At 72.1% G+C, this 14,250-nt stretch carries 13 protein-coding genes and 1 riboswitch; of the genes, 12 read left to right on the top strand and 1 reads right to left on the bottom strand.

The window, feature by feature from the left end:
* Window positions 1-4: 4 nt before the first annotated feature.
* From GGQ54_RS06270 to GGQ54_RS06215, 12 genes are all read left to right on the top strand, one after another.
* On the top strand, window positions 5-919 hold the full coding sequence (locus GGQ54_RS06270) for a ribokinase (RefSeq protein ID WP_179444609.1): 915 nt from the start codon (window positions 5-7) through the stop codon (window positions 917-919).
* A 64-nt stretch (window positions 920-983) separates the two neighbouring features.
* On the top strand, window positions 984-2,513 hold the full coding sequence (gene purF, locus GGQ54_RS06265; RefSeq protein WP_179444608.1) for an amidophosphoribosyltransferase: 1,530 nt from the start codon (window positions 984-986) through the stop codon (window positions 2,511-2,513).
* Window positions 2,514-2,539: 26 nt separating this feature from the next.
* Window positions 2,540-3,589: a phosphoribosylformylglycinamidine cyclo-ligase gene (purM, locus tag GGQ54_RS06260; protein WP_179444607.1), complete on the top strand. Its 1,050-nt coding sequence runs from the start codon at window positions 2,540-2,542 to the stop codon at window positions 3,587-3,589.
* 132 nt (window positions 3,590-3,721) lie between these two features.
* Window positions 3,722-3,946 carry a DUF3073 domain-containing protein gene (locus GGQ54_RS06255; protein WP_179444606.1) on the top strand — a complete coding sequence of 75 codons (225 nt, stop codon included), beginning with the start codon at window positions 3,722-3,724 and terminating at the stop codon, window positions 3,944-3,946.
* A 24-nt stretch (window positions 3,947-3,970) separates the two neighbouring features.
* Window positions 3,971-5,014 (top strand): alpha/beta fold hydrolase, encoded by a 1,044-nt coding sequence (locus GGQ54_RS06250; RefSeq protein ID WP_179444605.1) that lies wholly within the window; start codon window positions 3,971-3,973, stop codon window positions 5,012-5,014.
* Entirely contained in the window at window positions 4,990-5,634 is a 645-nt protein-coding gene (locus tag GGQ54_RS06245) for a hypothetical protein (protein WP_179444604.1), read from the top strand. Before GGQ54_RS06250 ends, GGQ54_RS06245 begins: the two co-directional genes overlap by 25 nt.
* Before the next feature lie 2 nt (window positions 5,635-5,636).
* Window positions 5,637-6,158: a DUF1643 domain-containing protein gene (locus tag GGQ54_RS06240; protein ID WP_218843727.1), complete on the top strand. Its 522-nt coding sequence runs from the start codon at window positions 5,637-5,639 to the stop codon at window positions 6,156-6,158.
* 94 nt (window positions 6,159-6,252) lie between these two features.
* Window positions 6,253-6,326, top strand: a riboswitch (adenosylcobalamin-variant (AdoCbl-variant) riboswitch).
* A gap of 45 nt (window positions 6,327-6,371) precedes the next feature.
* Window positions 6,372-7,763: a prenyltransferase/squalene oxidase repeat-containing protein gene (locus tag GGQ54_RS06235; RefSeq protein ID WP_179444603.1), complete on the top strand. Its 1,392-nt coding sequence runs from the start codon at window positions 6,372-6,374 to the stop codon at window positions 7,761-7,763.
* On the top strand, window positions 7,763-8,800 hold the full coding sequence (locus GGQ54_RS06230) for a hypothetical protein (protein WP_218843726.1): 1,038 nt from the start codon (window positions 7,763-7,765) through the stop codon (window positions 8,798-8,800). The genes GGQ54_RS06235 and GGQ54_RS06230 overlap by 1 nt, the downstream gene beginning before the upstream one ends.
* 50 nt (window positions 8,801-8,850) lie before the next feature.
* Window positions 8,851-10,053, top strand: coding sequence for a CbiQ family ECF transporter T component (locus GGQ54_RS06225; protein ID WP_179444602.1), 1,203 nt, complete (start codon window positions 8,851-8,853; stop codon window positions 10,051-10,053).
* A 13-nt stretch (window positions 10,054-10,066) separates the two neighbouring features.
* Window positions 10,067-11,641, top strand: a complete 1,575-nt coding sequence (locus GGQ54_RS06220; RefSeq protein ID WP_179444601.1) for an ATP-binding cassette domain-containing protein — start codon at window positions 10,067-10,069, stop codon at window positions 11,639-11,641.
* Window positions 11,638-12,483, top strand: coding sequence for an ECF transporter S component (locus GGQ54_RS06215; RefSeq protein WP_425487398.1), 846 nt, complete (start codon window positions 11,638-11,640; stop codon window positions 12,481-12,483). Before GGQ54_RS06220 ends, GGQ54_RS06215 begins: the two co-directional genes overlap by 4 nt.
* A 273-nt stretch (window positions 12,484-12,756) precedes the next feature.
* On the opposite strand, the gene eat is transcribed toward GGQ54_RS06215, so the two are convergent.
* Complete coding sequence (gene eat, locus GGQ54_RS06210; RefSeq protein ID WP_179444600.1) at window positions 12,757-14,202, bottom strand: ethanolamine permease; 1,446 nt, start codon at window positions 14,200-14,202, stop codon at window positions 12,757-12,759.
* Window positions 14,203-14,250: the final 48 nt, after the last annotated feature.

Genomic DNA, 14,250 nt, shown 5'->3' with positions numbered 1-14,250 from the left:
GCGGATGAGTCCCGGGCGCGGCGCGCTGCTGGTCGTCGGTTCGGCCAATCTGGACATCGCCGTCACCACCCAGCGGCTACCCGGGCCGGGGGAGACCGTGCTCGGCGATTCCGTGGTGGCGAGCCCCGGCGGCAAGGGCGCCAACCAGGCCGTGGCCGCCGCCCGGCTCGGTGCCGACGTGATCATGATCGGCGCGGTCGGCCGCGACGACCGGGCCGAACCGGCGCTGGAGCTGTTGGCCGCGGCGGGCGTCGATCTGACGCGGGTGGCGCGGCTGCCCGAGCCGACCGGTACCGCGCTGATCGAGGTCGACGCCAACGGGGAGAATTCGATCATCGTCGTCTCCGGGGCCAACGCCGCGATCACGCCGGCCATGATCGACCCGGCAGCCCTCGCCGGTGCCGCGGTGGTGCTGGGGCAGGGCGAGATCCCCGCCGACACGACCCTGGCCGCCGCCCGGGCGGCCCGCGACGCCGGCACGCGCTGGGTGCTCAACCTGGCGCCGGTGATCGACATCGACCCCGAGGCCGTCACACTCGCCGACCCCCTGGTGGTGAACGAGCACGAGGGCGCCGGGGCGCTCGCCCTGTTGTCCGTCGAGCCGCCGCCGGCCGATGATCACGAGGCGCTGGTCGCCGCCCTGCTCGCCGCGGGTGTCCGGTCCGTGGCGCTGACCCTCGGCGGCGCCGGCGCCCTGCTCGGCGCTCGGGACGGGATCACCCGCGTCGCCGCGCCGACGGTCGAGGTGGTCGACAGCACCGGCGCGGGCGATGCCTTCACCGGGGCCCTGGCCGGCGCGCTCGCCGGCGGCGCGGATCTGGTCGCCGCGGTGCGGCATGCCGTCCGCGTCGGCGCCTTCGCCGTCACCCGGCCCGGCACCCAGCTCAGCTATCCGAGCGCCGACGACCCGCTGCCCTGAGCCGCCGCCGGCGGGCTCGTGCGCGAATGCCGGGAATGTGCGGGGCGCCCGTTAGGCTGGGCACGTGCCCCGCCCCGACGGACTGCTGACCGACGAACTCGACCCCCACGACCGCGGCCCCCAGGACGAATGCGGCGTGTTCGGGGTCTGGGCGCCGGGCGAGGAGGTCGGCAAGCTCGCCTACTTCGGGCTGTACGCCCTGCAGCACCGCGGCCAGGAGTCGGCCGGCATCGCCGTGTCCGACGGCCGCCGGATGATGGTCTTCAAGGACATGGGGCTGGTCTCGCAGGTCTTCGACGAGGCGACGCTCAGCTCCCTCACCGGGCAGATCGCCGTCGGCCACACCCGTTACTCCACCACCGGCGCCTCGGTCTGGGACAACGCGCAGCCGACCTTCCGGCCGACCGATGCCGGCGGCCTCGCGCTCGGCCACAACGGCAATCTGACGAATACCGACGAGCTGGAGGCGTGGCTGGAGGAGTACGACGACGCCCCGGCGGTGCCGCACAAGACCCGGATGGACTCGACCTCCGACACCGCGATCCTGACCGCGCTGCTGGTCGCCGATCCGGCCGAATCGCTGGAGCAGGCGGCGATGCGGGTCCTGCCGCGGCTGCGTGGCGCGTTCTGCCTGTGCTTCATGGACAACTCGACCCTGTACGCCGCCCGCGACCCCCAGGGCATCCGCCCGCTGGTGCTCGGCCGGCTGGCTCGGGGCTGGGTGACGGCGAGCGAGTCGGCGGCCCTCGACATCGTCGGCGCCTCCTTCGTGCGCGAGATCGAGCCCGGCGAGATGATCATCATCAATGCCGACGGCCTGCGCTCGGTCCGGTTCGCCGACGCCAATCCCAAGGGCTGCCTGTTCGAGTACGTCTACGTCGCGCGGCCCGATACCGCGATCGCCGGCCGCAGCGTGCAGGCCACCCGGCTGCAGATCGGGCGTACCCTCGCCCGCGAAGCGCCCGCCGAGGCCGACCTGGTGATCCCCGTTCCGGAGTCGGGTACGCCCGCCGCGATCGGGTACGCCGAGGAGTCGGGCATCCCGTTCGGGATGGGGTTGGTCAAGAACTCCTATGTCGGGCGTACCTTCATCCAGCCCAGCCAGACCATCCGCCAGCTCGGCATCCGGCTCAAGCTGAACCCGCTGCGGGAGGTGATCGAGGGCAGGCGGCTGGTCGTCGTCGACGACTCCATCGTCCGCGGCAACACCCAGCGCGCCCTGATCCGGATGCTCCGCGAGGCCGGCGCCGCCGAGGTGCATGTGCGGATCTCCTCGCCGCCGGTGCGCTGGCCGTGCTTCTACGGCATCGACTTCGCCAGTCGCGCGGAGCTGATCGCCAACGGCCTGACCATCGACGAGATCCGCACCTCACTTGGCGCCGATTCGCTCGCCTATGTCAGCCTCGACGGCCTGACCGAGGCGACCACGATGCCGGCCGAGCGGCTCTGCCGCGCCTGCTTCGACGGCGTCTACCCGATCGAGCTGCCGCTGGCCGCGCGGGCCGGCGGCCAGGTCGCCGAACAGCCGACGCTGGACGAGGTGGAGCCCGAGGTCGATGCGCCGCCGCTGCCCGCCGAGACCGCGGCCCGCTGAGCCGCGAACCCGGGAAGAGAGATCCGATGAGCAAATCCGCCTACGCCGCTGCCGGCGTCGACATCGAGGCCGGCGAGCGCGCCGTCGCGCTGATGAAGGACTCGGTCGCCCGGACGCACCGATCGGAGGTGCTCGGCGGGCTCGGCGGCTTTGCCGGATTCTTCGACGCGGCCGGGCTGAAGGGCTATGACCACCCCGTGCTGGCGACCTCGACCGACGGTGTCGGCACCAAGGTCGCCATCGCGCAGGCGCTGGACGTGCACGACACCATCGGCATCGACCTGGTCGCGATGTTGGTCGACGACCTGGTGGTGTGCGGCGCCGAGCCGCTGTTCGTCACCGACTACATCGCCTGCGGCAGCCTCGACCCGGAGCGGATCGCCGCGATCGTCGACGGCATCGCCACCGGCTGTGAGGAGGCCGGCGCCGCGCTGCTCGGCGGGGAGACGGCGGAGCATCCCGGGCTGCTGGAGCCCGACGAGTACGACGTCGCGGGCGCCACCACCGGCGTCGTCGAGCGCGACAAGATCCTCGGCGCCGGCCGGGTCCGGCCGGGCGATGTGCTGGTCGCGATGGGTGCTTCGGGGTTGCACTCCAACGGCTATTCCCTCGTCCGGCACGTCCTGGACGGTGCGGGCATCGGCCTGGAGCAGGTGATCCCCGAGCTCGGCAAGCCGGTCGGCGAGGAGCTGCTCGTGCCCACCCGGATCTATGCCAAGGACTGCCTCGCGCTGGCCGGGGCGGTCGAGGTGCACGCCATGAGCCACATCACCGGCGGCGGCCTGGCCAACAACCTCGTCCGGGTCCTGCCCGGTGGGCTCGGCGCCGTCGTGGAGCGGTCGAGCTGGTCGCCCGCGCCCATCTTCGGCTTCGTCGGCGAGGCCGGTCAGGTGACCCGCGAGGACCTCGAGGCGACCCTCAACATGGGGGTCGGGATGGTGGCCGTGGTGGCCCCGGAGGCGGCCGATCCGGCGTTGGCGCTGCTGGCCGAGCGCGGCGTACCCGCATGGGTCTGTGGACGTGTCGACAACGGCGCCGAAGGGGCCCGGCTGGTCGGCGAACATCCCGTCGGCTGAGCCTGTCGTGTGATCGCCGACACCCCTCGATCCGGGTTTGCTGCGCGCCCACCATTGGGTAGCCTGTCAGGCACGACATTGACCAGATGAACCGCGGTTCACCGCGTGACGAGTGCGAGGGGGTCGACCCAGATGGGGCGCGGCCGTGCAAAGGCAAAGCAGACGAAGGTGGCCCGGGAACTCAAGTACCGTCCCGTGGACACCGACTTCCAGTCGCTGGAGCGGGAACTTCGTGGAGGGCGGGACGACGATCCGTATCCCTCCGAGGATGATCCGCGAGACGACATCCCCGACGAGTACGCGGAGCTGGCGGCGAAGTACGCCGACGTCGACGACGACCTGCGACAGTCCGGCTGAGGCCGGTCCGGTCGGGAGTGTGCTGTGACGGCATGGCGGCCCGACCTGCTCGACGGTTTCGAGCAGTTGTCGTTGCCGATCACCGAGCCACAGGTCTACCCGGGAGAGCCCGAGGACACCGAGATCACCGCGACGCTGGTGCGTGCCGCGCGGCGGCTCGATGACGCGGGCGAGCCCGGGCGTACCGCCGTGTTGTATGTGCACGGCTGGAACGACTATTTCTTCCAGCGGCACCTGGCGGACTACTGGACCCGTCACGGGTACGCCTTCCACGCGATCGACCTGCGCCGCTACGGCCGCAGCTATCGCGAGGGGCAGTTGTTCGGGTTCACCACCGACCTGACCGAGTACTTCGTCGAGCTCGATCGCGCCTGCGAGGTGATCGCCAGCGAGTATCCGCGGCTGCTCCTGATGGGTCACTCGACGGGCGGGCTGATCGCGTCGCTGTATGCCGCCGAGCGGCGTTCCATGATCGAGAACGGTACGCTCGTCGCGCTCGTGCTGAACTCGCCGTGGCTGGACCTGCAGGGCAGCCAGACGATCCGTACGCTCGGCCCGCCGATGGTGCAGTCGCTGAGCACGCTGCGGCCGACCACCCCGCTGCCGCTGCCCGATCCCGGATTCCACCGCCGGGCGACCCACCTTGATCATGACGGCGAGTGGGACTATGACCTGACGCTGAAGGGCGGCGAGATCTCGCTGGTCCGGGCGGGCTGGCTGCAGGCCGTGCTGAACGGTCACCAGCGGGTCGCCCGGGGGCTCGGGATCGGCTGCCCGGTGCTGGTGCTGGCGGCCGGGCGTACCCTCTTCCGGCGGAGCTGGGACGAGGAGATGATGCGGTCCGACATCGTGCTCGACGTCCGCCAGATCGCCTCGCGGGCGGTGCGGCTCGGCCCGCTGGTCACCGTTGCCCGGATCGCCGACGGGATGCACGACCTGTTGCTGTCGGCGGCGCCGGTGCGCGAGCGCACCTTCGCCCAGATCACCCGCTGGTGCGGTGCCTATGCCCCGGCCCAGCCGGCGCCGGAAGTTGCGCGGGACGAGTGGGCCGAAGTCGCCGCGCACTGATCATCCTCGCTGCGCTGATCATGTGGCTGATCGCGCCCGGGGTGGCCCGCGCCGAGGGCGGATATCCGGGTGCGTGCCGAGAACCCGACGGGGTCAGCGTGGTCGTCGATTTCACCGCGTTGGGCGGCGACGTGATCACCCGGTGCGCCCCGGACGCCGGCGGGCAGTCCGGCCTTGCGGCGCTGCGCGACGCGGGCTTCGAGATCACCGGCGTGCCCGACTGGGGCGATTCCTTCGTCTGCCGGATCGACGGCCGGCCCGGAGTTGATCAACGGCTGACGGTGGGCGGACGGGCGGGCTACCGCGAGACCTGCACGAACACCCCGCCCGAGGCGGCGCACTGGTCGTCGTGGTACGCCGAGGCCGGCGGCGCCTGGCAGTTCTCCCAGCTCGGGGCGGACCGGCGTACCGTGGCTCCCGGCTCGACCGAGGGCTGGTCGTTCGCGCTGAACGCCGCCCCGGCGCCGCCCGGCGCGGATCCCGATCAGGGGTCGGATGCCTCGCCGGCCGAGCCGCGCGAGACGCCGGGATCGCCCATCGCCACGCTGGTCGGGGTGATCGCGCTCGCGGCGGTGGCTTGCGCGGCTGTTGTGATCATGATGCGGCGACGGAGGAGATAGCGGTGGGAGACATCTCGTGCAACGGACGGTCGAGCGGCGCCGTGCTGTCGGAGTGTGGGCGCTACCGGTACCGACTCACTCGCGTGTGGGATGTCGATCGGCCCGACGCGACATTCATCCTGCTCAACCCGTCGACCGCGGACGCGAAGGAGGACGATCCGACGATCCGGCGCTGCATGAGATTCGCCAGGACGTGGGGTCTGGGCGGTCTCGTCGTGGTCAACCTGTACGCGTACCGAGCCACCAAGCCGGCGGACCTGTGGCGGGCCGACGATCCCGTCGGCCCCGAGAACGATGATCACCTTCGCGATGTGCTCGGCGTCGCCGTGCGAGCCGGCAGTCCGGTGGTAGCAGCGTGGGGCGCGCACGGGCGTCCCGGCCGAGTCAGCGAGGTGGTGGCCTTCGCTGGGCGGCTCGACGCGCTGGGACTGACGAAATCGGGCCAGCCGCGGCACCCGTTGTATGTCCGCGCGGATACCCGGCTGACGCGATGGCTGCCGCCCACGCCAGACCAGGGCGGGTGACGCAGCAGGAGCAGGTCGCTGATCGATCTGCGCCGCTGGTCACGACGGTCGGGGTATATGCTGCGCGCGGCGCGAGCCACAACTGAACCCAAGCCCGTCAGGCCCAGGGGAAGCCGGTGAGATTCCGGCGCTGTCCCGCAACCGTAGAGCCGGATCGCCACCTGACGGGTGCCACCTTCGACGATCTGTCGCGGACAGCAGATACGAGGAAAAATGAAGATTCTGTCGACCCTTGGCGCCGTCACGGCCGCCGGGGCACTCACCCTGGGCGCGCTTGTCGCGCCGGCGGCACAGGCCGCACCCGTCGCCCGGCAGGCCGAGGCCACGGCCGCGGCGGACTGGCTCTACGGGCAGCTCGACGACGGGCGGATGGGCTCGTCGTTCGATCCTTCGTTCACCGACTGGGGCCTCACCGTGGACACGCTGTGGGCGCTGATCGCCGCCGGCGCGGACGCCGACCGCGTCACGGAGGTCGCCGACGCCGTCGAGGCGAATGCGTCGGACTACACCAGCTTCGGCATCGAGGGCTACTACGCGTCCGGATCGGTCGGCAAGCTGATCGTCGCCGCCCAGTCGGTCGGTCGCGATCCGGCCGACTTCGGCGGCCTGGACCTGGTCGGGTTGGCCACCGACGCCATCGGACCGGACGGTCAGGTCGCCTCGACGCTGGAGTCCGGTGAGCGTACCGGTGGTGCCGCGAACACCTTCGCCCAGAGCCTGATCGTGATGGGCCTGGCCGAGGAGGACGCCCTGCCCGGCGAGGCCGTCGACTTCCTGATCACCCAGCAGTGCGCGGACGGCTTCTTCGTGATCTTCCCCGATCCCGACGGCCGGGGCTGCGATGCCGCGGGTGGGCAGCCCGACCGCGACGCGACCGCGATGGCGATCATGGCGCTGTACGCCGCCGGCGGTGACGACGCCACGGCATCGGCGGCGCGAGCCGTCGCCTGGCTGATCACAGAGCAGCGCGACGACGGATCCTTCGGCGGCGGGGTCTCCACCGAGGGCGCGAATGCCAACAGCACCGGGCTGGTCGCCGCCGCACTGGCCACCGCAGGCGAGGACGAGGCCGCCGCCGCAGCCGGCGAGTGGGTCGCCGGCCTGCAGCTCGACACCGGCAGCGATGCCGGTGCCATCGCCTACAACGCCGAGTCCTTTGCCGCGGGGGGCGCCGACGGAAACGACCAGTGGCGCCGCGCGAGCGCTCAGGCGATCTTCGCGTTCGTCCCGGTCTCCCTGACCGAGCTCGGACGCGGGCCCGCGCCGACGCCTCAGCCGAGCACTGCCTCGCCGAGCGCCTCGCCGTCCCCGAGCACGTCGCCGTCCCCGACTGCCTCGGCGTCCTCGACCGTCTCGGCGTCCCCGACCGTCCCGCCGTCCTCGAGCGCGTCCGCGACGCCGAGCATCGGCGCCCCGCCGACCGTCTCGCCCACTTCGGACGCGACCGCCAGCGCTCCGGCAGCGCCGAACCCGGACACCGCGACCCCGCCGCCCTCGCCCGGCGCCGGACCGCTGGCCGATACCGGCGCTCCGGCCATCATCGGCCTGCTCACCGCGGGTCTGCTCGCCGTCGGTGCCGGCGCCCGCCTGCTGCGGCGACACTGATGCGCGGCACGGGAGGCGGCGCGAGCCGGGTGCTGGCCGCGGCCGCCGTACTGGCGCTGTTGATCACCGGCGCGGCCGCCTGGCTCGCCCCGCAGCGAGCCCGGGCGGCCGGCTATGCCGGCTACTGCAAGGACGCCAAGGGCGTCACGGTGGTGGTCGACTTCCAGGCCCTCGGCGGTCAGACGATCGTCCGCTGCGCGCCGAACTTCGGCTCCGGCACCGGACTGGACGCGCTCCGGCGGGCCGGCCTGGACATCGAGGGTGTGCGCCGCTGGGGCGACCAGTTCATCTGTCGGATCGCCGGGCGGCCCTCGGCCACCGAGCAGCTCGCCGTCACGGGCAACCCGGGCTACCGGGAGCGGTGCATCGACACCCCGCCCGCGAAGGCGTACTGGTCCTACTGGCATGCCACCAACGGCGGGTCGTGGACCTACTCGCAGTGGGGGGTGAAGAACCGACAGGCCATCGTCGGCGGCTTCGAGGGCTGGTCGTTCTCGTTGAACGCAACCGCCGAGACCAACCCGCGGCCGCGGGTGAGCCCGCGGCGGCCGAACAGCGAGAAGCAGGCGCCGCGCACCGAGCCCGCACCGCGGGGCAACGACCCGCGCGCTCAGCAGCCCGAGGTCGCCGAGGGCGAGCGCGGCCGGCGCGAGGATTCCGGCGAGGGTACGCCGAAAGCCCGGCCCGAGCGGCGCACGACCGCGGCACCCAGCCCGCATCGCGGCTCGTCCCCGGGCCGGTCCCCCCGGCCGAGCCCGACCGGCGCCCGCACCCCGACCCCGACGTCCGGCCCGACACCCAGCCGGACCCCGACACCCAGCCAGACACCGACACCCGCCGGCACGCCCACCCCGTCGCCGGCCGCGGTCGAGACCCGCACCGACCCGGCCCGGGGAAGCGCCGACGGCGCCCGGCGGCTGCCGACCGCCACGGTTGTCGGCGGCGTACCGGTCGGCACCATTGCCGGAATCGGCGCGGTCGCCGGCGTGGGTGCCGTCGGCGGCGGCATCATGTTGTGGCGCAGGTTCGGCCCCTGAGCGGCGGCTATGCTGCCGGATCGGACCTCAAGCGACCGGAAGGCGGCGGAGTGCACACCAGGCCGGGGCCCTCGCCGCGGGCGGCGTGGGTGCGCTACTGGCTGCCGCGATCGCTGAATCCCGCGGCCTGGTGGGCGTACGCCATCGCACTCGCCGCTGCCGCCAGCCTGACGATCAATCCGCTGCTCACGCTGCTGCTGATGGCCGTCGCCGCCGTCGTCGTCGCCGCCCGCCGCGGTGACGGCCCGTGGTCGCGGTCGTTCCGCTTCTACCTGCTGCTCGGCGCGTTCATCGTGATCATGCGGCTGTTCTACCGGGTGATCTTCGGCGGCGGCGACGGCGAGACGATCTTGTTCCGGCTGCCGGAGGTGCCGCTGCCGTACTGGGTCGGCGGGTTCCGGCTGCTCGGCGCCGTCAGCGCGGAATCCCTGCTCTACGGGCTCTACGACGGCCTCCGGCTGGCCTGCATCGTGGTCTGCGTCGGCGCCGCGAACTCGCTCGCCAACCCGAAGCGTCTGCTCGCCCAGGTGCCCGGCGCCCTGTACGAGATCGGCGCGATCCTGGTCGTCTCCGTGACCGTCTTCGCCCAGCTCGCGGACTCGGTGCTGCGGGTACGCCGGGCCCGAGCGCTACGCACCGGGGTCAGCGCGCCCGGCCGTGGCTTCGTCCGGCGCTACCGGTTCGTGCGGGCGATCGTGGTCCCCGTGGTGACCGATGCGCTGGACCGCTCCTTGCAGCTCGCGTCATCGATGGATGCGCGCGGCTACGGGCGTACCGGTGGCGGCCGGGTGGCCGATCGGGTGCGCTCGGCGGTCCTGATCCTGGCCGCGATGATCTTGTTGTCGATCGGCGCCTACGCGACGCTGTCGGGATTCATGGACCAGTTGCGGATCGGCCCGCTCGCGCTGCCTGCCGGCGTACCGTTCCTGGCCGCCGGCGCCCTGTGCGGGGTGCTCGGCTTCCGCTTCGCGGGCCGCACGGTACGCCGCACTCGCTACCGCCCCGACGGCTGGGGCGTGGCCGAGACACTCGTCGTCGCCTGCGGGCTGGCGCCGTTCGTGGTGTTCAGCATCGTCTGGGAGTCGGCCGATGCCGCCGTATTGATCCCGACCGTCGACGAGTGGCCCGTCGTCACGCCGCTGCTGCTGGTCGGCTTTGCGATCGCGCTGCTGCCCGCGGTGATCACGCCGCCGCCGGCCCTCGGCGTCGGCGAGGCCGACCGGCACCGAGCGGAGCTGGGGGGCCTGTCGTGAGCGGAGGTGTCTGGTGATCACGGTCGAGGGGCTGACCGTCCGCTATGCGGGCGCGGATGCCGACGTGCTGAGCGGCGTCGACCTGACCATCCCCGAGGGCGAGCTGGTGCTGGCGATCGGGCGTACCGGTAGCGGGAAGTCCACCCTGCTCGGCTCGATCAACAACCTGGTGCCCCGGTTCACCGGCGGCCGCCGGGTCGGGCGGATCACGATCGACGGCGTCGACACCACCGAGTTCGCCCCGCGCGAGCTGGCCGACCGGGTCGGCTGGGTGGGCCAGGACCCGCTGGCCGGCTTCGTCACCGACACGGTCGAGGAGGAACTCGCCTACACGATGGAACAGCTCGGCCTACCGGCGGCGACCATGCGCGCGCGGGTCGAGGAAACCCTTGACCTGTTGGGCATCGCGGACCTGCGCGCTCGCGCCCTGCGTACCCTGTCCGGCGGGCAGCAGCAGCGGGTGGCGATCGGCAGCGTGCTCACCGCCCGGCCGCCCGTGCTGCTGCTCGACGAGCCGACCTCGGCGCTCGACCCGATCGTCGCCGAGGAGGTGATCGCGCTGCTGCAGCGGCTGGTCCACGACCTCGGTACCACGGTGATCATGGCCGAGCATCGGATGGAGCGGGTGATCGAGCATGCGGATTCGATCATCCAGGTGCTGCCGGACGGAACGGTACGCCACGACGATCCGCGGGTGATCATGGCCGACGCGCCGATCGTGCCCCCGCTGGTCGATCTCGGCCGCCGGCTGGGATGGCAGCCGCTGCCGCTGAACATCCGCGACGGCCGGCGCGCCGCCGCCGGGCTGCGGCGTACCCTGCCCCCTCCGGCGGCCGCCCCGGACCCGACGAGCCGCGGGCCGGGTCTGGATGCGCGCGGGATCACGGTCCGCTACGGGGGAACGGTCGCGGTGCGCGGGGTGGACCTGGCGGTGCCCACCGGCCAGGTGCTCGCCCTGATGGGCCGCAACGGCTCGGGCAAGTCGTCCCTGCTGTGGGCCGTGCACGGGGCGGGGCAGCGCGATGCAGGCAGCGTGCGGGTCGCCGGAGCGGCCGCCCGGCACGGCGCGATCGCGCTGGTTCCCCAGACGCCGACCGACCTGCTCTATCTGGAGACGGTCGCCGCCGAGTGTGCCGAGGCGGACGCACAGGCCGGGCTCGCGCCCGGGGCGACCGCGTCGACGCTGCGGCGGCTGGTGGGGGAGGTCGACCCGCAGGCGCACCCGAGGGACCTCTCGGAGGGGCAGAAGCTGGCGCTCGTGCTCGCGCTGCAGCTCGCCCGGGACGCGCCGCTGGTGCTGCTGGACGAGCCCACGCGCGGGCTGGACTACGAGGCGAAGGCGGTGCTGACCGGACTGGTCCGCGATCTCGCCGCGCGCGGCAAGGCGGTGGTGATCGCCACCCATGATGTCGAGTTCGTCGCGCTGACCTGCGATCGGGTGGTGGTGGCGGCGGAGGGGGAGATCGTCTCCGACGGTACGCCGCGCGCGGTGCTGGCCGGCTCGCCGCTGCTCGCCACGCAGGTCGCCAAGGTGTTCGCGCCGTTGGCGTACCTGACCGCCGACGAGGTCACGGAGGCGCTGCCGTGACCGGGCGATCGGATCAAGCGGCGCTGCCGGTGATCGAGGTCGGCCAGCCCCGGATCGGCGTGCGCCTCGGGCCCTGGTCGATGATCATCATCGGTGTCGCGACCGTGCTCGGGCTGGCGATGTTCGGCTGGCCGCTGTGGATCCCGGTCACCCCGGAGCCCGGGCAGCATTCCGGCGACGCGCCGTTCATCTTCTCCGCGTTGTTGCCGATCATCGTCCTGCTCGTGCTCGCCCAGCTCACCGAGGGCGGGATGGACTCGCGCTCGCTGGCGATGCTCGGCGTGCTGTCCGCCCTGAATGCCGCGATCCGCCCGACGCTGGGCGCCGGCACCGCCGGGGTGGAATCGGTGTTCTTCCTGCTGATCCTGGCCGGCCGGGTGTTCGGGCCGGGGTTCGGGTATCTGCTCGGCTGCACGTCGCTGTTCGCCTCCGCGCTGCTCACCGGCGGGGTGGGGCCGTGGCTGCCGTTCCAGATGATGTGCTCGGCCTGGATCGGGCTGGGCGCGGGGTTGTTGCCGCGGCGCGTGCGCGGCAGGGCGGAGCTGGCGATGCTGATCGGCTACGGCATCGTCTCGGCGTACCTGTTCGGATTGTTGATGAACCTGTGGTTCTGGCCGTTCATCACCGGGATCTCGGTGGAGGGTTTCGGCGGCGCCGACGGGGCGCTGGACTATCGCGCCGGGGCTCCCCTGCTGGAGAACCTGCGCAGCTTCGTGCTGTTCTCGCTGGTCACGTCGACCGGCGGCTGGGACACGGGCCGCGCGATCACCAACACCATCGCGCTGCTGATCCTGGGCCCCGCCATGCTCGCCGTCCTCCGGAGGGCCAATCGGTCCCAGTGACCGCGCCCGGGAGACTCCGGGCGCGTTCGGGTGCGAAAGTGACCTCTCGCGGCGATTCGGTACGCGGCACCGCGGCCCCGGCACATCTGCGGGTCGGAGCGCACTTTCCTGACGCTTGGCGACAGCGGCCCGATGGCGACCCGCGGCGCCACGGCATCCTGCGGTCGGCCGATGGCGTCCAGAGTCGGAACGGTGCGGTTTGCCAGCCGGTCGCCCGGTTCAGAGCCGACGCGATAGCGACTCCTGTCGCGGTCCGAACCGTCGGCAGCCGGGTCAGTTCAGCTCGGACTCGGCCTGCTCGATGGCGGCGAACTCCTCCTCGGGGGCGGTTGCCACCAGCCGGTGCCGGCTGTAGAACCAGTAGTAGGCGATCGCGATCAGGAAGACCGCCGCGGTGATCGCGGCCGCGGTGATGTCGACGAAGAAGGTGCCGACGACCGCGACCGCGGCCAGCACCAGCGCGATCCCGGTGGTGATCACCCCGCCCGGGGCCCGGTAGCCGCGCTCCAGGTTCGGTTCGCGACGGCGCAACACGATGTGGCTGAGGTTCAACAACACATAGGACACGGTGGCCCCGAACACCGCGATGTTGATCAACAAGCCGCCGTCCTGGGTGGCAGCGGCCAGGATGAAGCCGATCGTGCCGGGCACGATCAGCGCCACCCATGGGGTACGCCGCTTCCCGGTCAGCGACAGCCAGCGCGGCAGATAGCCGGCCCTCGACAGCGCGAACAACTGCCGCGAGTAGGCAAAGATGATCGAGAAGAAGCTGGCGATCAGCCCGGCCAGGCCCGCATAGTTGACGAAGTTCGCCAGCGCGCTGTTCTCCCCGTAGACGGCGCGCAACGCCTCCGGCAGCGGGCTGTCCGAGACGCCCATCGCCGCGGACCCTGCGGCGCCCGGCACGAGCACCAGCATCAGCGCACCGAAGACCAGCAGGATCACCATCCCGACGATGATCCCGCGCGGCATGTCCCGCCGGGGGTCCGCGGTCTCCTCGGCCGCCAGCGGTACGCCCTCGATCGCCAGGAAGAACCAGATGCCGTAGACGAGCGCCGCCACGGCCCCGGTGATCCCGAACGGAAGGAAGGCGCTCGATCCGGCGCTGCCGTCGGGCACGATGTCGAACAGGTTCGCGGCGTCGAAGCCCCCGACCAGACCGATGGCGGTCACGATCAGGGCCACCACCGCGATCACGGTGATCCCGAAGATCACCTTCAGGGCCTCGCCGACGCCCCACAGGTGGATACCGATGAAGATCACGTACGCGGCGAGGTAGATCGGCCAGGAGTTGGTCAACCCGAACAGCCCGAGCGCCTCGATGTAGCCGCCGATGAAGGTCGCGATGGCGGCCGGCGCGACGGCGTACTCGATCAGCACCGCCATCCCGGTCGCGAATCCGCCCAGCGGGCCGAGGGCCCGCCGGGCGAATCCGTAGCCGGCACCGGTGGCCGGGATGGCCGACGACATCTCGGCCAACCCGAACACCATGCAGGTGTACATCAGTCCCATCAACAAGAACGCGATCAACAGTCCGCCCCAACCGCCCTGGGCGAGACCCAGGTTCCAGCCGGAGAAGTCGCCCGAGATGACGTAGGCGACCCCGAGCCCGGCGAGGAGTACCCAGCCGGCGGCGCCGCGCCTGAGTTGGCGTCGCTGCAGGTAGTCCTCGCCGGTCGCGGCGTAGTCGATGTGCTTGTTGGTGTCCTTGCCGGCCATGGTGACCTCCACCCCGGATAAAGGTCTGGAGTCAGACCTTTCGCGCTT

The sequence above is a fragment of the Naumannella cuiyingiana genome, assembly GCF_013408305.1.
Classification (GTDB): Bacteria; Actinomycetota; Actinomycetes; order Propionibacteriales; family Propionibacteriaceae; genus Naumannella; species Naumannella cuiyingiana.
This window is presented reverse-complemented; position numbering and strand designations above follow the sequence as displayed.